Genomic DNA, 17517 nt, shown 5'->3' with positions numbered 1-17517 from the left:
TCGCTACCCTCCTGCGGGTGCCGTTCAACCCGGGAGCCCTGACGACGGGAGCCGGCGTCGCTCGCCCTGCCGGCGTCGTCGACCACCGCATCGCCCGGAACGCGCTCGTCGCCGAGTACCAGCGGGGCCGCCTGGCCAAGCACGAGGTGTGCGACGCCCACCCCGAGCTGCGCCGCGCCGCCGAGCACATCAGCCGCAAGACCACCGAAATCTGCCCGATCTGCGAGGACCGCTTCCTCGTGCTGGTGACCTACGCGTTCGGTCCGCACCTGCCCAAGTCCGGCTACGCGATCGAGGACCGGGCCGACATGGACAAGGTCCGCCGCACCACCACCGAGTGCACCTGCTACGTGATCGAGGTGTGCGTCGGCTGCGGCTGGAACCACCTGCTGCAGACCTTTCCGGTCGAGGGCTTCCGGGGCACGTGAGCACCGCCGGGACCGGGCTCGCCCCCGCGAGCCCGCCGACGACCCTGCAGCCCACGAGCACCGCGGTGGCGACGGCCGCAGCCCTGGCCGCCGCTTCTCTGGCGGTCACCTCCACCGGGGCGATGGTGCTGGCCGCGCTGCTCGTCGGCGTCGCCGCCCGCGACCGCCGCACCGCCGGCGCCGCCCTGCTGGCCGTGGCCGCCACCTCGATCCGGTTCCGCACCGCCACCTTCGACGACCTCGCCGGCATCCAGAGCGTCCTCGGGCTGGCCGGCACGGTCGGGCCCGCAACTGCAGCGGCGTCGGCGTGGCTCGCGGCCGCAGCGGTCCTCCTCGCTGCCCGCTCGGTGGCCGAGCCGTCCACCCGCGCGGCCACCAGCCTCCTCGTCCGGCTGCGCGCCGCCGCCCCCGCGCTGGCGTGCGGCCTGTTCGCGGCCGCGCTCGTGGCCGGGCCCGGGCCGAGCGACCTCACCGTGCGCGCGCTGGCGTCGGTGGTCGGGGTGGTGCTGGCCTTCGGGGTGACGGTCGCCGACGTCCGCCCCGCGGTGGCGCGGGTCCGCCCGTGGGCGGCCCTGGTGGCGGGACTGGTCGCGGTCGTGCTCGCCGGGTGGCCGTCGTGACCGGCCTGCTGCTCGTGCTGCTCGCCGCGCCGGTCGTCGGTGCGGCCATCGCCTTCGTGGTGCCCCACCACGCCACGCTCGCCTGCCGGTCGATCGCCGCGGGCGTCGCGGTCGGCTGGGCCGTCCTCGCGGCACAGGACGTCCCGGTGGTCTGGGGAGACCTGGTCACCGATCCCCTCCTCGCCGCCGCAGCCGCCGGCACCGCGCTCCTCGTCGTGGCGACCCGCCCGCACTCGGCCACGGCCGCCGGCGCCGCCTTGCTGGTGCTCACGGTCCTGCCGGCCGCCGCCGCACTCGACCCGGTCCGCCTGCCCGACCGCCGCCTCGCCGCCGGCGTGGTGCTCGTGGCGGTGCTCGCCGCCGTGCGCCTGTGGACCGAGCGCGCGCCCCGGTCGGGCCAGGTGCTCGCCGTGCTCGCCGGCGTCGTCATCGCCAGCGGCCTCGTCGGCGACGACCCCACCGAGGCGCTCGCCCTCGCCGTCGCCGGCACCACCGTCGCCGTGGTCGCCGCCGCCGTGTGGGGTGCGCCCGGACGCCTCCTGCTGCCCGCCGGCCTGCTCGCCGTGTCCCGGGCCGCACCCCTGCGGGAGGCCGTGGACGGCACCGACTGGGCCCTCGTCGTGGTCGCCGCGCTGGTGGTCGTCGCTGCGGTGGTGCTGCGCGCCGTGCGGTCCCGGCCGCTCACCGAGCGCCTGCCGCTGGCAGCCACGGTCGTGGCCGGGGCCCTCCTCGCCGGCGACGTCGCCGAGCTGCGCAGCGCCGGCGCGGTCCTCGGGGCGGGTGCGGTGCTGGCCCTGGCCGGCCGCCATCCGCTGGCCCTCCTCGCCCTCCTGCCCGGCACGGTGGCCGCGATCGACGTGATCGGACTCGCGGACCAGCCGGCCCACGCCGCGGTCGGCGCCGCGATCGTCGCGGTCGTGGCCGTCGCCTCGACCGGGATCATGGCCCCGGTCGGTGGCCCGGCCCGCCCGGGTCCCGTGACGTCGGTGGCCCTCGCCTTCGCCGTCCTCCCGGTCTGGGGATGGGCTGGCGTCGACCTCGACGGATACCGCACCGGCCTCGCCGTGGCGGTGGCGGTCGCCCTACCGGTCCTCGTGCTGGGCACCCCCGCGTGGAGGGAACGACGCGCACCCGGCGGTACCATCGGTGGCCGCCCGACCCCGGGCTTGTCCCATGGCACCGCCCGCCCCCCCGAGCCCGTCCCGGAAGCCCAAGGCCAAGCCGGCGCCCAAGCGCCGTAGCGTCCTCTGGCGGTTCCGCCGCAGCCTGTTCCTCGGCGCGCTCCTGTTCGTGGCCAGCATCGCCGGCGCCGGCTTCGTGCTCGCCCAGGTCGAGGTCCCGCGGACCGACCCGTTGCTGCAGTCGACGTTCGTGTGCGCCGCCGACGTCGCCGACGGCTGCAGCGCCGACAACGCCATGGCCAAGCTCTCGGGCGAGGAGGACCGGGTCTCGGTGCCGCTCGAGGAGACGCCGCAGATCTTCATCGACGCGATCCTCGCCGCCGAGGACCGCCAGTTCTTCTCCCACTCCGGCATCGACCCGCTCGGCATCGCCCGTGCCATCTACCGCGACTTCAAGGGCGACGGCGTGCAGCAGGGCGGCTCCACGATCACCCAGCAGTACGCCAAGAACGCGTTCCTCTCCTCCGAGCGCACGATCACCCGGAAGCTCAAGGAGGCCGTGCTCGCAGTGAAGCTCGAGCGGGAGCTCCCCAAGGAGGAGATCCTCGAGCGCTACCTCAACACCGTGTACTTCGGGCGGGGCGCCTACGGCGCGGAGGCCGCGGCCCGGGCCTACTTCGGCATCTCGATCCGCAACGTGAACCTGCCCCAGGCCGCCTACCTGGCCGGCCTGGTCCGGGCTCCGGAGAGCGCGGACGCCACCAGCGAGCCGGAGCGGGCCACGTTCCGCCGTGACTCGGTGCTGGCCGGCATGGTCGTGACCGGCGCCATCACCCAGGCCGAGCAGGACGAAGCGGCGGCCGTGCCGATCCAGGAGATGGTCCAGCCCCGCACGCCCCGCGACGGCGTCTCGATGATCAAGGGTGCCGACGTCGGGGCCACCTACTACGTCGAGTACGTCCGCCGGCTCCTCTACGAGGAGTACGGCGCCGAGGTGGTGAACGGTGGCGGCCTGCGGGTGTACACCGCGCTCGATCTCGGCCTGCAGGGCGAGGCGCACCGCGCCGTGTGGGACACGCTGAACGAGCCCGACGACCCCGCCGGCGCGCTCGTCTCGGTCGACGACGTCGGGCGGGTCGTGGCCATGGTCGGCGGGCGCGACTTCGACGCCTCCGAGGTCAACCTCGCGCTCGGCGCCGCGGCCGGCGGGTCCGGCCGCCAGCCCGGCTCGTCGTTCAAGCCGATCGTGCTCGCCACCGCCCTCGAGCAGGGCATCTCGCTGAACTCCCGGTTCCGCAACGTCTACGAGCGCACCTTCCCCGAGGCCAACGCCGGCGAGGACTGGGAGGTCACCAACTACGCCCGCGGCCGGGAGGACATCATCGACCTGGTCGAGGCGACCACGGTGTCGTCGAACACCGTCTTCGCCGACCTGATGATCGAGGTCGGTCCCGCCAACGCGGTGGACGTCGCCCGCGAGCTCGGCGTCACGTCGGAGCTGCCGGCGGTGAACTCCCTCGTGCTCGGGTCCGGCGAGGTGTCCGTGCTCGACATGGCCAGCGCCTACTCGACCTTCGTCCGAGAGGGCCAGGCCATCGAGCCGATCATGATCACCAAGGTCGAGCAGGTCGTCGACGGTGAGGTCCGGGTCCTGTCCACCAACACCGCCGAGCCGGAGCAGGCCATCTCGGCGTCCACCGCCGCCCAGGTCGCGTGGACGCTGCGCCAGAACGTGCTCCGCGGCACCGGCACCGGGGCGAGCATCAGCGTGCCGGTGGCGGGCAAGACCGGCACGACCCAGGACTACCGCGACGCGTGGTTCGTCGGCTTCACCCCGCAGCTCACCACCGCGGTGTGGATGGGGTACCCCGACGTCGACGAGGCGGGCCAACCCCGGTTCATGCGCGACGTGCGCGGCCGCGACGTCACCGGCGGGTCCTTCCCCGCCCAGATCTGGCGCACCTTCATGGAGGCGGCCGTCGGCGGTGCGGACCACGGCGACTTCCCGAAGCCGACCTTCACCGGCGAGGCGCTGAACCCGGACCTCACCACGACCACCGAGCCGCCGCCCACCACCCGGGCCACGACCACCACGGACCCCGATCCGACCACGACCGAACCCGACGAGGACGACGAGGGTGACGACGACGACGGCGAGGACGGCACGACCACGACCAGCCGGCCCCGCACCACCACGACGACCACCACGGCCCCGTCAACGACGACGACCACCACCACCACGACCACCACGGCCCCGTCGACGACCACCACCACCCGTCCGGGTGGCGGGATCATCGACGGGTAGCGGGCCTCAGACCTCCCGGCGGGGTCTCAGATCTCCTGGTGGGGCCTCAGATCTCCTGGTGGGGATAGTGCGCCCGGCAGGCGTAGCACCACTGCTCGGTGCCGGGTTGGGGCTCGGCCTTGCCCTCGGTGTCCCAGTCCTCCGGGGTGACGTACACCCGGCGGACCTCGGTGACGTCCTCTTCGCTGCCGCAGCTGTCGCATGTCCCGATGGCCATGGCGGCGACGCTACCGGCACCCGGAGACGGTGCCGACGGGGGGTGGCCCCGGGAGCCGGACGGGGGTACGCTCGGACCACCGCCGGCAGGTACCCAGCCGCTGGACGGGAGCAGAGGAGATCCACATGCGCACGTCCTGGAACGCGCCTGCGATCCGCGCCGTCAAGACGACGGACGGCTCGTCGGCCCAGCCGCTGGTGATGGTCACCGCCTACGACGCCCCGGGCGCCAAGATGGCCCACGCCGCCGGCGTCGACCTGATCCTGGTCGGCGACTCCGTGGCCATGGTCGTGCTCGGCCACGACGACACCCTCTCGGTCACCGTCGACGACATCGCCCACCACACCGGCGCCGTCGCCCGGGGTCTGAAGGCCTCCACCGCCGAGGGCCGCCTGCCCATGGTCGTCGCCGACCTGCCGTGGATGAGCTACCACACCGACACCCACGAGGCCGTCCGCAACGCCGCCGCCCTCGTGCGCGCCGGTGCCCACTCGGTGAAGCTCGAGGGCGGGCGCAAGCGCCTCCCCGTCATCGAGGCGATCCTGGATGCCGAGATCCCGGTGATGGGCCACCTCGGCCTCACCCCCCAGTCCGTGCACGCCATGGGCGGGTTCAAGGTCCAGGGCAAGCACCACGACGCCGCCATGGAGCTGGTGTCCGACGCCAAGGCGCTCGCCGCCGCCGGCTGCTTCGCCATCGTGCTCGAGGGCGTGCCCGACGCCGTCGCCCGCATGGTCACCGACGCGGTCGACGTGCCCACCATCGGCATCGGCGCCGGCCGCGACTGCGACGGCCAGGTGCTCGTGTTCCACGACGTCCTCGGCATCGAGGACCGCATGGCCCCCAAGTTCGTGCGTCGCTACGCCGAGATCGGCTCGGCCTCGGTCGACGCGCTGTCCGCCTTCGCCGCCGACGTCCGCTCCGGTGCGTTCCCGAACGACGACGAGAGCTACCACCTCTCCGCCGAGGCCGCCGAGACGCTGGGCCTCTACGGGAGCCCCTCGGGCAGCTGACTCCCCAGGGTTCTGGCAGCGGTCACGGAACGGCGGGCGCGTGGGGCACGATGAGCGCGTGCGCGACCCCCTCCTCGACCCGCCGTCGTGGGCGCCGGCCTGGCTGCCCACGGTCGACGACGTCCGGGGCGCGCGCCTGCTGCGCTGGCTGGTGACGGCGGTCTTCGTCGCCGGCGTGGCCGCCTGCGTGACGGAGGGTGCCAACTCGCCCGCCGACCCCCAGCTCGGCCCGGTCGCGTCCGAGCCCACCGCGCCCACCGGCACCGCACCGACCGACGGCCTCGCTGCGCGCTTCGGCACCGTGGTCGCCCAGCTCGTCGCCGCGTCCGGGGAGGTGCTGGAGCTGTGCCTGCTGCACGCCGACACCGCCGAGGAGCGGGCAACGGGGCTGATGCAGGTCACCGACCTCGAAGGCCACGACGGGATGCTGTTCAGCATGGAGGAGCCCCGCCAGGGGGCCTTCTACATGTACCGGACCCTGCTGCCGCTCACCATCGGGTGGTGGGACGCGGAGGGCGCCTTCGTCTCCCGGGCCGACATGGTGCCCTGCGAATCCGAGGACGAGGCCGCCTGCGAGCGGTACCCGGCCGCCGGCCCGTTCCGGTTCGCGATCGAGGTGGTGCAGGGCGATCCCCTCGCCGCCCGCTTCGAGCCCGGCGCCCGCCTGCAGGTGGGCACGGAGGCCTGCGCCGTCCCGGCCTGAGGCACCCCGACCGAGCCATCCCGCGCGTTCCTGTCACCCCCCACGTGGATGCTGGGGGACGTGGATGTGCCCACGACCAGCTCCATCGATACGATGTGCAGTTCCCTTGTCCGTCCTGCTCCCGCGCCGCGGGGGCTCCGGCCCCGCCGGATCCACAGGAAGGTGTCCGTAGGCATGCGCGCCTATGAATTGATGGTCATCATCAACGGCGATCTCGACGAAGACCAGGCCAAGAGCCAGGTCGAGTCGATCGAAGGCCGTTGCAACGAAGCAGGCATGGTCGCCTCCACCGACTTCTGGGGTCGTCGTACGTTCGCGTACGAGATCGACCACCGGACCGAAGGGTCCTACGTGGTGTACGAGATCCTCGCCGAGCCGGGTGCGCTCGACGGCGTGGAGCGATCCCTGCGACTCGCGGACGAGATCGTCCGCCACAAGCTGCTCCGCCTCCCCGATGCCGAGGCCGAGCGCCGCGGCCTCATGGGGTCCGCGGCAGCAGACCAGTAGGAGGCACCAATGGCCAACGGAAACACCATCACCATCATCGGGAACGTCACCCGAGATCCCGAGCTGCGCTACCTCACCAGCGGCACCGCCCTCGCCCAGCTGGGCGTGGCCGTGAACCGCCGCTACATGCAGAACAACGAGTGGCAGGAGGAGACCTCCTTCTTCGACGTCGTCTGCTGGCGCGACCTCGCCGACAACGTGTCGGAGTCCATCTCCAAGGGTGACCGCATCATCGTCACCGGCCGCCTCGAGCAGCGTTCCTGGGAGACCCAGGACGGCGACAAGCGCTCGAAGGTCGAGATCGTGGCCGACGAGGTCGGCCCCTCGCTGCGCTGGGCCACCGCCCGCATCGAGAAGATCCGCCGCGACGGCCCTGCCGGCGGCAGCACCGGTGGCGGTGGCGGCGGCGGCAACTACGAGCCGCCCCGCGACGAACCCAAGTCCTACGACGACGCCGAGGAGCCCTTCTAGCCATGGCCCGCCCCCGCACCACCAAGAACAAGGACAACTCGCGCCGCTCCAAGAAGCGCGTGAGCATCCTCGTCCAGGAGAAGGTCTCCTACGTCGACTACAAGGACGTGAACCTGCTCCGCCGGTTCCAGTCCGACCGGGCCAAGATCCGGGCCCGTCGCGTCACCGGCAACGACACCCAGCAGCAGGCCGACATCGCTGCCGCCGTCAAGAACGCCCGCGAGATGGCGCTGCTGCCCTACACCAGCCGCGTCACCCAGCAGCGCGGTGGCGGTCGGGGCCGTGGCGACGACCGTCGTGGCCCGCGCCGCGACGAGCGCTCGGACGACGAGTTCAGCGACGACGTGGACGAGTCCACCGAGGCTCCCGAGTCGGCCGAGACGACCGACGAGGTCAGCGAGGACCAGGAGGTCGAGGCATGAGGGTGATCCTGCGCACCGACGTCGACATGGTCGGCAAGCGCGGCGACCTGGTCGACGTCAGCGACGGCCACGCCCGCAACCACCTCATCCCCAAGGGCCTGGCCATGCGGGCCACGGCCGACGCCGAGCTCCAGGCCGAGCAGATGCGCAAGGCGCGCGAGGTGCGCGACACCAAGGCCATCGACGCCGCGCAAGCGGTCGCCACCGCGCTCGTGCCCCAGACCATCCACATCTCCGCCAAGGCGGCCGAGACCGGCCACCTGTTCGGCGCTGTCCACGAGTCCGAGATCGCCACGGCCGTCAAGGCCCAGACCGAGATCGAGCTCGACAAGAAGATCATCATCATCGATGAGCCGATCAAGACCGTCGGCACGCACTACGTGATGGCCAAGCTGCACCAAGAGGTGCAGTTCCCGATCACGATCGAGGTCGAGGCGCTCTAGCGCCGTCCGGGGTGCGGCCGGGGGGCCGCACCCCGAACACCTCTGCTTCGACGCGCCCGTTGACCAGGGCTTCTCCACAGAATCCACAGGCCTTTCCCCAGCGGACACCACTAGCAACCCACAGGGAGATGGCGCGACGGTGAACGCCGCCCACCTCAGCCACGGAAGGTCCCCCGCTTGACCGACACGACCACTCGCAGCGATGCCCCCTCGAGGGGCCAGGCCTCGGGCCGCGGCAACGGCGGTGCTCCTCGGCCCGGCGGTGCGGGACGGGTCCCCCCGAGCGACCTGGTGGCCGAGCAGAACCTGCTCGGGGCGATGATGCTGTCCAAGGACGCCATCTCGGCGACGTCGACGATGCTGCGGCCCGCCGACTTCTACAAGCCCGCCCACGCCCACATCTTCGATGCCATCCTCAGCCTGGACTCCGCCGGCGAGCCGGCCGACCCGGTCACGGTGGCCGACGAGCTGGCCCGGGCCGGCGTCCTCGAGGCCATCGGCGGGCGCGGCCTGCTGGCCGAGATCGTCTCCACCGCCCCGGCGGTGTCCAACGCGGCCCGCTACGCCCGGATCATCAGCGACCACGCCGTGCTCCGCAAGCTCATCGGCGTCGGCGGCGAGATCGCCGAGCTCGGCTACGACGTGCCCGACGACGTCGAGCGGGCGGTCGACCAGGCCGAGTCCCTCGTGTACGAGCTGGGCCAGCGCCGGGTCAGCGACTCGATGGTCCCCATCGAGTCCCTCCTCGGTGACACCCTCGACCGCCTCGAGGCCCTGGTCGAGCGGGGCGACGCCATCACGGGGCTGCCCACCGGCTTCGTGGACCTCGACCGCCTGCTGTCGGGCCTGCAGCCCAACGCCCTGATCATCGTCGGCGCCCGTCCCGCCATGGGCAAGACGTCGTTCGCCCTGAACCTCACGGCCAACGCCGCGTTCCAGTCCCGCCGGCCCGTGCTGTTCTTCAGCCTGGAGATGGGCAACCTCGAGCTCACCCAGCGCCTGCTGTGCGCCGAGGCCCAGATCGACTCCACCAAGGTGCGCGACGGCCGCCTCCAGGACGCCGAGTGGGATCGCATCGCCCTCGGCGTGTCCCGCCTGGCCGAGGCTCGCCTGTACCTGGACGACAACCCGAACGTGTCGGTGATGGAGATCCGGGCCAAGGCCCGTCGCCTCAAGTCCCAGCTCGGCGACCTCGGCCTCGTGGTCATCGACTACCTGCAGCTCATGCAAGGCCGGGGCCGGGCCGAGTCCCGCCAGATCGAGGTCTCGGAGATGTCCCGTGGTCTCAAGATCCTCGCCCGCGAGCTCGAGTGCCCGGTCATCGCCCTGTCCCAGCTGTCCCGCACGCTCGAGTCCCGCCAGGACAAGCGGCCGATGCTGTCGGACCTGCGTGAGTCCGGCTCGCTCGAGCAGGACGCCGACGTCGTGATGTTCCTGTACCGCGACGAGGTCTACAACCCGGACTCACCCGACCGGGGCATGGCCGAGATCCTCGTCTCCAAGCACCGCAACGGCCCGACCGGCAAGATCAACCTCGCCTTCCGCAACCACCTCACCCGCTTCGACAACATGGCCCAGCTCTAGTCGTCGACGACAGATCACCTGAGCTGCGGGGACACCGTCGGCGCGAGGCGTTCGACATCGAGGACGGCCCGTTCGTGCACGTCGCCGGTCGTCGTCGATGCGAGCACGAGGGCGAGGTTGAGGCGTGCATCGTCGCGGAATCGCTCATCGCTCTGCCCGCGCGCCCAGGCCATCATCGAACCGAACATGCCGAGGATGGTGTGCCTCGACACCACCCGATGGGACACACCGGTCCGGAGCACCCCACCCTGATCGAGGAGGCGCGCCGCCTTCTCGTACACGATGAACGGCTCGCGTTGGTCCGTCGGCCAGTGCGGCAGCGACGACACGGCCCGGACGATCGAGCGGTACGCAGCCGGCTCGGCGGTGAGCGCGTCGAGGGCGTGGTCCGTGATGGCGCGGAGTCCCTCGGAGGGGTCCTCGGGGACGCCGTCGGGTAGGGGTGCGGTCCTGGCCATGTGCCGAACGACGCGGCCCATGAGGGCGTAGGCGAGCTCGTCACGGGTTCCGACGAGGTTGTACACGGTGTGTGGCGACACCTCGGCCAGTTGTGCGACGGCCTCGATCGTCACGTCGCCGAACTCCTTCTCGCGGAGCAAGGACACGGTGGCGTCGAGGATCGCCTCCCTGCGCTTGATCTTGTTTCGCTCTCGTAGTCCCGTCACGACATCTCCCCCCGCGCGTCGGTTCGCTCATCCATCGGACCGGTCCTCCGCGGTCGAGTCGGGCGGCGCGAGCGGCGCGCTGAGATCGCGGCTTCCGAGCGAGGTCAGGTCGTCTACCAGCCACCGACCGTCGAGTCGCACGAGCCGCACTCGCAGGTAGGACTCGAGGTCGGCGGTGGCTCCGCCATCGCTCGAAACCGTCGAGAGGGCATGCACGATGGCACTGACCTCCTCGCCGTCGCCGTCCTCGACGGTGAGCCAGACGTCCTCGACGGTGACGACCGAGGTCGCTTGCTCCTCGACGATCTGGTCTCGGACCTCGCTGGTGAAGGCGTCGGTGAAGTCGGCGCGGAACTGGTCCGACGCGAAACGTTCGACTGCGGCCTGCTGGGCATCCAGGTCATCGTGGTCGTAGCTCATGAGCGCTTCGACGAAACCGGTTGCGGCGAGGACCGCGTCGCGTTGGCGGCCGAGCTGCGACCTGGCCTCGTCAGTATCGCTGCGCTCGTTCACACCCCAGAGCACGGCACCGGCCGCCAGCGCCAGGAGCGCCGCTCCGAGAACCACGATCGGCCACCGGCGCATCCTGCGCTCCTCACCGGCATCGCCGTCCTCGTCGGGAACGCCTGTGTCGGCGGTCGCGTTCATGCGTTCCATCCTCGCCTGCGGGCCAGCACGTAGGCGTACCACCCGGCGGCGGTGGCGACGGTGAGCAGGGGAGCCCAAGGCCAGAGCGAGGCAGCGCCGCGAGCGATCAGGGAGCGTCCCGGTTCTGCCTCACTCGTTCCGCTGGCGAGCTCACCCGGGACCGTGTCCGGGCGTCCGGAGGGGTCGCGGCTCGGGCCGTCACCGGGCGGACGTCGACCACCTGCACCTTCTCCCGCCTCGTCGGCGACATCGATCGACGACACGGCGAGATCTCGCTCCGGGCAGGTCGCCACCGCGGGTGCGTCGGGGAAGGGCTTGGATTCGGCGAACTCGACGGTCGGGGGGTTCCCGCCGCTCGGGGAGACGAAGAGTCGGAAGATCCCATCGCGGGGATCCTGGACGAGACGGATCACGTCGGCGAACGGCGCTGAGCGCTCGAGCAGGCCGCTGAGGGACCGCAACGTCTCCGCATCGAGCACGGCGTCGAGGACCGCGGTTCCATCGACGGTGCAGATGATGGCGTGGTCGGCCGCGTCGATGATCGCGTTCATGAGCGCGATCGTCGACGGGCCTTCGTCCAGGAACGTCTCGACCGATGGTCGCGCCTCCTCCAGCGCCTCGGTCATGCCGGCCAGGCTGTCGATTCCCGATCCCAGCGCGTCGCGGTTGTCGGCGAGGACGCCGGTGAGGTCGGCGACGTCGTCGATGAGGCCTTCGATCTCGTCTCCGTTCTGGGAGAAGGTGGTGGTCAGGTCGCGGGTACCGGTCACGATGCGGCGGATGTCGTCACCTCGACCGTCCAACGCGGCGGCGAGCTCGTGCGTCACCGTTCCGAGCGCATCGGCGTCGATCGTGTCGACCAGGGTGTCCAGGGACCGGAAGAGGTCGCCGTACTGCAGGGGACTGGAGGTCTTGGACAGCTCGATCCGGTCGCCGTCGGCCAGTCGACGGCCAGCGTCGGGATCGGTGCCCGGCGCGGGCGCGAGATCCACGTACGGCTCGCCGATGGCGGAGCGTCGCCGCGCCGCGGCGACGACATCGGCGGGGAGCTCCGCGTCGCGGTCGATCGCAAGCTGCACCTCGCTCATCCCTGGGACGAGCTGGACACCTCGGATGCGCCCGATCGCGTGACCGAGGTAGGTGACCTCGTAGCCGGACCGCAAGCCGGGTGATTCCTCGAACTCCGCAGTCACGAGCGCGGGGCGCTCCACGATGTCCAGGTGGAGGAAGTTGACGATCGACCAGGCGATCGTCGCGACGGTCAGCACGAGGAACGTGCCGATGTTCACGTAGATGCGCGTCATGGCTGCACCCCGAGCAGGAGCTCACCGAGCGCAGTGCCGAGGTCCGTGGTCCGGAGCTGGACACCATCGAAGTTGAAGTCGTCGAGCCAGGCGTAGGCGATGACGGCGCCTTCGTGGATCGCCGTCGGGAGCCGTTCGGTGACGATGACCAGCTGGTCGATGATGCGGATCAGCCACTCGCGCTCGCCGGCGACCAAGGAGGCGACCGGTGCGAGGTCCCCGACGATCCGGGTGAGCCGTTCGCGGTGGGGTGCGAGAACCTCGGCGTCGAGTGTGACGGCGAGCGCGGTCAGGTCGCCGACCACCGTGACCAGACGCTTCCGCTGGCGTGCCAGCGATCCGGTGGCGTCGGCGGCGAGCTCGATCGTCTGGCCGATGTCGTCGGCGTCGGAGGCGAGCGTCGACAAGAGGCCATCGAGATCGGTGAGCAGCGCGTCGAACACCTGTGCCTGTCCCGCGAAGCTGTTGGTGACCGAACCGACCGTGCCGATCAGCTCGTTCAGCTCGGCGCCACGTGGACCCAGGCCGACCGCGCCCGTTTCGACGATGGCCGCGAGGTCTCGGCCCTGCACCGCCCGGGTCAGGGCCAGGAGCTCGATGGCGAGCTCTTCGACCGTTGCCGTCGAGCCGCCTGAGGGAAGCGTCGCCCCCGACTCCAGCGGCGGGGCATCCTCCGGGTTCTCGGGGAGCTGCAGCGCGACGTAGTTCTCGCCGAGCAGCGATGTCATCTGGATCGAGGCCGTCGTCCCCTTCGGCAGGTGCCGTCCGTCTTCGATGGTGAACTCGACGAGGGCCTCGTAGCCGTCGAGCTCGATGCCGAGGACGGTGCCCACGTTGACGTCGGAGATGCGGACCGTGTGGCCGACGACGAGCTCCTGGGCGTCATCGAACCGGCTGGTGAATCGAGCGTCCCCCTTGACCGCGCCGGTGGTCTCGAGCGTGCACGCCGAGACGAGGAGCGCCGCAGCCAGGATCGGTCCGGCGGTCCGGATCGATCGGCTCATGAGCACGTCACCGCGACGGTCGGCAGGCACGGAACGTCGGCGCCGAGCTCATCGAGGATGGGGAGGAGCTGCTCGAGCACGGATCGCTCCACCGGCCCCCGGCCGCGGATGGCGGAGTGCTGGCCGTCGAAGGAGTCGATGAACTCGACGTTCAGGGAGAACAGGTTGTCGACCAGGCCCTGCACCGAGTCCGCGTTGACCTTGATGGTCAGGGCGAGCGTTCCGATCGTCTCGAGGTCTTCGGGCAGGGTCACCTCGTACGCGGTGAGCAGCGCCTTGCCTTCGCGGGTCAACCGAACCATGGCGTCGACGAAGTCGATGATCTCCTGACGCTCCTGGTCCACCACGCCGGCAACCGTGGCGAAGTCCTGGAGCAGACGTGCGATCTCGGCTTCGCGAGCCCGGACGACCGCCGCGAGGCGATCGACGTCGGCGGCGATGGCCAGCAGCTCCTCATCCTGCTCAGCCAGCGTGGGGATCAGCCGGGACAGCTCGAACAGCGCCCGGTTGATGGTGGCACCGTTGCCGTCGAGCGCCTGCGACGATGCGGTGAGGAGGTCGTTGACCGAGTCCGGGTCGAGCGCGGCCACGAGGTCGGTGACGGCCTGCAGGGCTTCGTCGGGCTCCACCGGGATGATGGTGCGATCCGCTCCGATCACGGCGCCGGGTTCCAACCGATCGCCGCCGGGCTTCCACGGCGGCAGCACCACATCACGCTCCCCGATCAAGGAGGACGGAGCGATGGCGACGGTGGCGTCAGCAGGAAGGGGGACGTCGTCTCGGATCGCGAGGGTGAGGACGATCTCGTCCCCGTCGATCTCGATGCCTGACACCTCGCCCACCGTGGCGCCCATGACCTTGACGTCGCTCTGCTCGTACACCGCCACCGCTCGGGTGAACCGGGCCGAGATCTCATAGGTATCTGGCCCCGAGATCCCGCAGCTGGCCAGGCACAGCGTGCCGGTGAGAGCTACCGCCACCCGTCGTGCAATCCGGTTCATCGGAGCGACTCCAGGAGCACGTTGCGCAGCTGCACGATCGACAGCCCGGTGAGGACGACATCGAGCCACGGCCCGGTCTTGCCGATGTCGGCCAGCGCACCGACGGTGGGGCCGGCCGTCGCCAGAGCGGTGTTGAGCTCGGGGATGCGCTCGTCGATCACGTCGGTGGTGGCGTCGAGGTTCTCGAGGATGGTGGCCAGCTCGTCGCGGTTGCGCTCGACGAGGCCGGCCAGGGTCGTGGCCGCGTCGCTTCCCGAGCCGAGGAGGAGCCGTACCTGCTCCTCGCGGGCGGCGATCTCGCCCAGCAACGCCTCCGAGGCGTCGATCAGCTGCACGATCGCGTCGTCGCGGTCGGCGAGCGCGTCGGTGACCTGGGCGGTGTCGTCGATCATCTCGTCGATCTGCTGCCGTCGTGCGTTGAGCAGGCCGGAGAGGGCGACGACGTCATCGAGGATGCCTCCCACCTGACCGGCGTTGTCCCGGGCGAGCACCGCCGCCTCACCGAGCAGCCGATCGATGGCGCCGGCGTCGAGGTCTTCGGCGGTCGTGGTGAGCTGGCCGAGTGCGTCGATGACGCCCAGGGGGAGGCGGGTCCGATCGACGGGGATCCGGCGCTGCTCGGCGGGAAGATCCTCGAGGTACGGCTCCTCCACTGGCCCAGCCAGACGGACGTAGCGGCCACCGAGCAGCGTGGCCAGTGCCACTTCGAGGGTCGTGTCGGGGCCGAGCTCGACGCCGGCGTCGACCTCGAAGGTCACCACGACGAGGCCTTCGTCGAAGTCGGGCTCGACCGACGTCACGCGCCCGACCTCGATGCCGGCGACCCGGACCCGGTCGCCGGCGCGGAGACCGCCGGTCTCCTCGAGCACGGCGCTCACAGCGTAGGTGTCGGCCAGCAGGCCGGTGCTTCCGATGCTGTACGCCCCGACTGCGGCGGCGATGGCAGCGATGAGGGTGACGACACCGACGATGCGAACTGGGATGTCACGGAAGGAGAAGTCGAGCAGCCTCACAGGCCGAGCACCCCCAGCAACGTCTCGGCCAAGCCCGCGTCCTCGTCGGTGTCGGTCTGGCCGACCACCGGGTGCGCACAAGGCGGCGGGGACGGCGACACGCACGCGAAGTTGATCTTGACGTAGCGACCGTCGTCGACCAGCGACCACACCTTCTCGAGCACGGTGGGCAGCCCGGCAGCGATGACGTCGACCTCGTCCAGCGCGGGGCGTAGCGACTGGGTGACCGCTGCGAGATCGGACAGGATCGAATCCACGTTCTCCGCGTTGTCCGCGAGCAACGCCCGGAGTGCCGCAGTCGTGGTGGGGAGGGTGTCGAGCGCGTCGATCAGGACGTCCTCCGATGCCTGGAACGTCTCGGTCAGCAGCACGAGGTTGTCGAGCAAACGCTGGATGCTGCGGTCCCGTCGGGCCACCTCGCCGACGAGGAGCGCGTAGTCGTCGGTCAGCGAGGCGATCGTCTCACTGCGCGCCGCTGCGGTGTCGAGCACGGTGGCGAGATCGGTGGTGAGGCCTGCGATCGTCTCCCGGTTCCCGCTGACCGCGTCGTTCAGGGCCGAGACGAGGGAGTTGACCTGCTCCGGTCGGACGGCTTCGAGGAGGGGGCCGAGCTCGTTGATCAGGTCTCCCAGGTGCACCGCCGAGGAGGTTTCCGTGACGGCGTCTCCGTCGCTGAGAAGGTCCGGCGAGCTGCCCGGATCGAGCCGGAGCAGCCGGCGTCCGAGGAGATCTTGCGCCTGCACGGACACCGTGGAGTCGACGGGGAGGTCGACCTCTCGGTCGACGCCGAAGGTGACGGCTGCCTCGCCGGCGACCAGCTCGACCGAGTCCACCGTCCCGACGCGGACACCGGCGAGCTTCACCGGATCGCCTGGACCGAGGTCGGTGGCATCGGCGAAGGTGGCTTCGAGCTCGTAGCGGTCGACTCGTCCTTCGAAGCCGACGATCTCGCTGCCGATCCAGAAGGTGAGCGCTCCGCTGATCGCGATGAACAGGACGAGGCGCGTGTAGCGGAACATCAGCCGTGGTACCCCGGGCGCGGCGGGCAGTTGGCGTCAGCGATCAGCCCGCATGGCGCGAAGTCGAGGACGCCGTGCCCGATGCCGCCCCACTGCCCGTTGCCGCGGTCCCACTGGAGCAGTCCCGTCCCGAGCAACGCACTGACCGCGTCGAGGCCGTCCACGAAGTCGGGGAGGAACCGGAGCTGCTCGCGAAGCACGCCGACACCGCGCTCGAGGGCGATGAGGGTGGGGTCGAGGTCGTCTCCGACCTCGGTGAGCAGGTCGTCACCTCGGATCGCCAGCTCGCTGACGCCCACGAGGAGCTCGCCGAAGGCGTCGCCTTGCTCGTCGATCGTTCGGAGGAGCTCCTGGCCGTCGTTGGCGAGCGTGCTCAGGCTGTCCGAGCGGCTCGACAGCGTGGCCGAGAGCGCACGGGCATGGGCCAGCAGGGCGTCGATCTCTGGCTGCTTCGTGTCGATCCGTGCTGCGACGTCGTTGGCGGCGTCGATGGAGGCGCCCAGGTCCTCGCCGAGGCCATCGAGGCCGCGGGCCAGCTCGGAGACGATCGTCGACACGTCGTCGGTGTCGATCGTCGCCAGCAGCGTGGCGACGCCGTCGAGGGTCTCTGCGAGCTCGCTGGGCTCCACGACGGCGCCCATCGAGGTTCCGGGATCGAGGAACGGGCCGTCCACCTCGTTGACGCCGGGACGGACGTCGACGAACTTCGGGCCGAAGACGGAGAGAGGTTCGATGGTGGCGGTGGCGTCAACCGGGATCCGGACGTCCTTGGCGATGTTCAGGACCAGCTCGACGGCACCGTCGTGGAGGAGCTCGACCCGCTCGACCGTGCCGATCTTGACGCCCCGGAGCTTGATCTCGGACGTGTCGTCGAGGCCGAAGCCGGTCCGGGTCGTGCGCGCGGTGAGCTGGTAGTCGTCGGCGTAGGCGCCGTTCGCAGCGAGGACCATCAGCGATGCGATGGCGCCGGTCACCACGAGGGCGATCAGTCCGACGGCGAGGCGTGTGCGGTCGGCGTCGAGGACCATC

At 71.1% G+C, this 17517-nt stretch carries 19 protein-coding genes and 1 pseudogene; 11 read left to right on the top strand and 9 right to left on the bottom strand.

Translation table 11 applies throughout. The features are described from left to right. The first annotated feature begins 17 nt into the window (after window positions 1-17). The 4 genes from RGQ06_RS06475 to RGQ06_RS06460 are packed head-to-tail and all read left to right on the top strand — an operon-like array spanning window position 18 to window position 4474. Window positions 18-428, top strand: a complete 411-nt coding sequence (locus tag RGQ06_RS06475) for a DUF5318 family protein (protein WP_432427384.1) — start codon at window positions 18-20, stop codon at window positions 426-428. Then, a complete protein-coding gene (locus RGQ06_RS06470; protein WP_432427385.1) occupies window positions 425-1048 on the top strand; it encodes a hypothetical protein in 624 nt (207 codons plus the stop codon). Before RGQ06_RS06475 ends, RGQ06_RS06470 begins: the two co-directional genes overlap by 4 nt. Beyond that, on the top strand, window positions 1036-2289 hold the full coding sequence (locus RGQ06_RS06465) for a hypothetical protein (RefSeq protein ID WP_432427386.1): 1254 nt from the start codon (window positions 1036-1038) through the stop codon (window positions 2287-2289). Before RGQ06_RS06470 ends, RGQ06_RS06465 begins: the two co-directional genes overlap by 13 nt. Then, the gene (locus RGQ06_RS06460; RefSeq protein WP_432427387.1) at window positions 2222-4474 is read left to right on the top strand and encodes a transglycosylase domain-containing protein; all 2253 of its coding nucleotides are present in this window, start codon (window positions 2222-2224) and stop codon (window positions 4472-4474) included. Before RGQ06_RS06465 ends, RGQ06_RS06460 begins: the two co-directional genes overlap by 68 nt. 46 nt (window positions 4475-4520) lie before the next feature. On the opposite strand, the gene RGQ06_RS06455 is transcribed toward RGQ06_RS06460, so the two are convergent. Then, window positions 4521-4691: a hypothetical protein gene (locus RGQ06_RS06455; protein WP_432427388.1), complete on the bottom strand. Its 171-nt coding sequence runs from the start codon at window positions 4689-4691 to the stop codon at window positions 4521-4523. Between the two features lie 125 nt (window positions 4692-4816). On the opposite strand from RGQ06_RS06455, the gene panB reads away from it, so the two are divergent. The 7 genes and pseudogenes from panB (at window position 4817) to dnaB (ending at window position 9834) form a co-directional block, all read left to right on the top strand. Next, window positions 4817-5704, top strand: coding sequence for a 3-methyl-2-oxobutanoate hydroxymethyltransferase (gene panB / locus RGQ06_RS06450; RefSeq protein ID WP_432427389.1), 888 nt, complete (start codon window positions 4817-4819; stop codon window positions 5702-5704). A 58-nt stretch (window positions 5705-5762) separates the two neighbouring features. Next, the gene (locus tag RGQ06_RS06445; RefSeq protein WP_432427390.1) at window positions 5763-6407 is read left to right on the top strand and encodes a DUF192 domain-containing protein; all 645 of its coding nucleotides are present in this window, start codon (window positions 5763-5765) and stop codon (window positions 6405-6407) included. Between the two features lie 174 nt (window positions 6408-6581). Further along, on the top strand, window positions 6582-6914 hold the full coding sequence (rpsF, locus tag RGQ06_RS06440; protein WP_432427391.1) for a 30S ribosomal protein S6: 333 nt from the start codon (window positions 6582-6584) through the stop codon (window positions 6912-6914). 9 nt (window positions 6915-6923) lie between these two features. Beyond that, entirely contained in the window at window positions 6924-7385 is a 462-nt protein-coding gene (gene ssb, locus RGQ06_RS06435) for a single-stranded DNA-binding protein (RefSeq protein ID WP_432427392.1), read from the top strand. A 2-nt stretch (window positions 7386-7387) separates the two neighbouring features. Then, a pseudogene (gene rpsR, locus RGQ06_RS06430) lies at window positions 7388-7633 on the top strand (30S ribosomal protein S18); the annotation flags it as partial. Between the two features lie 170 nt (window positions 7634-7803). Then, window positions 7804-8250, top strand: coding sequence for a 50S ribosomal protein L9 (gene rplI, locus RGQ06_RS06425; protein ID WP_432427393.1), 447 nt, complete (start codon window positions 7804-7806; stop codon window positions 8248-8250). Window positions 8251-8427: 177 nt separating this feature from the next. After that, on the top strand, window positions 8428-9834 hold the full coding sequence (gene dnaB, locus RGQ06_RS06420; RefSeq protein WP_432427394.1) for a replicative DNA helicase: 1407 nt from the start codon (window positions 8428-8430) through the stop codon (window positions 9832-9834). A gap of 14 nt (window positions 9835-9848) precedes the next feature. Here dnaB and RGQ06_RS06415 read toward each other — a convergent pair whose 3' ends face one another. From RGQ06_RS06415 to RGQ06_RS06380, 8 genes are read right to left on the bottom strand one after another with little or no spacing between them, the layout of a single operon-like run. Then, complete coding sequence (locus tag RGQ06_RS06415) at window positions 9849-10499, bottom strand: TetR/AcrR family transcriptional regulator (RefSeq protein WP_432427395.1); 651 nt, start codon at window positions 10497-10499, stop codon at window positions 9849-9851. Window positions 10500-10526: 27 nt separating this feature from the next. Next, a complete protein-coding gene (locus RGQ06_RS06410) occupies window positions 10527-11147 on the bottom strand; it encodes a hypothetical protein (RefSeq protein ID WP_432427396.1) in 621 nt (206 codons plus the stop codon). Continuing rightward, a complete protein-coding gene (locus tag RGQ06_RS06405) occupies window positions 11144-12451 on the bottom strand; it encodes an MlaD family protein (protein ID WP_432427397.1) in 1308 nt (435 codons plus the stop codon). The genes RGQ06_RS06410 and RGQ06_RS06405 overlap by 4 nt, the downstream gene beginning before the upstream one ends. After that, window positions 12448-13455 (bottom strand): MlaD family protein, encoded by a 1008-nt coding sequence (locus RGQ06_RS06400; RefSeq protein WP_432427398.1) that lies wholly within the window; start codon window positions 13453-13455, stop codon window positions 12448-12450. Before RGQ06_RS06400 ends, RGQ06_RS06405 begins: the two co-directional genes overlap by 4 nt. Then, window positions 13452-14456 carry an MCE family protein gene (locus RGQ06_RS06395; RefSeq protein ID WP_432430708.1) on the bottom strand — a complete coding sequence of 335 codons (1005 nt, stop codon included), beginning with the start codon at window positions 14454-14456 and terminating at the stop codon, window positions 13452-13454. Before RGQ06_RS06395 ends, RGQ06_RS06400 begins: the two co-directional genes overlap by 4 nt. Beyond that, window positions 14453-15469 carry an MCE family protein gene (locus tag RGQ06_RS06390; RefSeq protein ID WP_432427400.1) on the bottom strand — a complete coding sequence of 339 codons (1017 nt, stop codon included), beginning with the start codon at window positions 15467-15469 and terminating at the stop codon, window positions 14453-14455. The genes RGQ06_RS06395 and RGQ06_RS06390 overlap by 4 nt, the downstream gene beginning before the upstream one ends. Beyond that, the gene (locus RGQ06_RS06385) at window positions 15466-16488 is read right to left on the bottom strand and encodes an MCE family protein (protein WP_432427401.1); all 1023 of its coding nucleotides are present in this window, start codon (window positions 16486-16488) and stop codon (window positions 15466-15468) included. Before RGQ06_RS06385 ends, RGQ06_RS06390 begins: the two co-directional genes overlap by 4 nt. Further along, window positions 16488-17516: an MlaD family protein gene (locus tag RGQ06_RS06380; RefSeq protein ID WP_432427402.1), complete on the bottom strand. Its 1029-nt coding sequence runs from the start codon at window positions 17514-17516 to the stop codon at window positions 16488-16490. Before RGQ06_RS06380 ends, RGQ06_RS06385 begins: the two co-directional genes overlap by 1 nt. Between the last annotated feature and the right edge of the window lies 1 nt (window position 17517).

The organism is Salinilacustrithrix flava (genome assembly GCF_041228405.1).
Taxonomy (GTDB): Bacteria; Actinomycetota; Acidimicrobiia; order Acidimicrobiales; family Salinilacustritrichaceae; genus Salinilacustrithrix; species Salinilacustrithrix flava.
The sequence above is the reverse complement of the archived record's forward strand: the minus strand, read 5'-3'. Positions and strand labels throughout refer to the sequence as shown.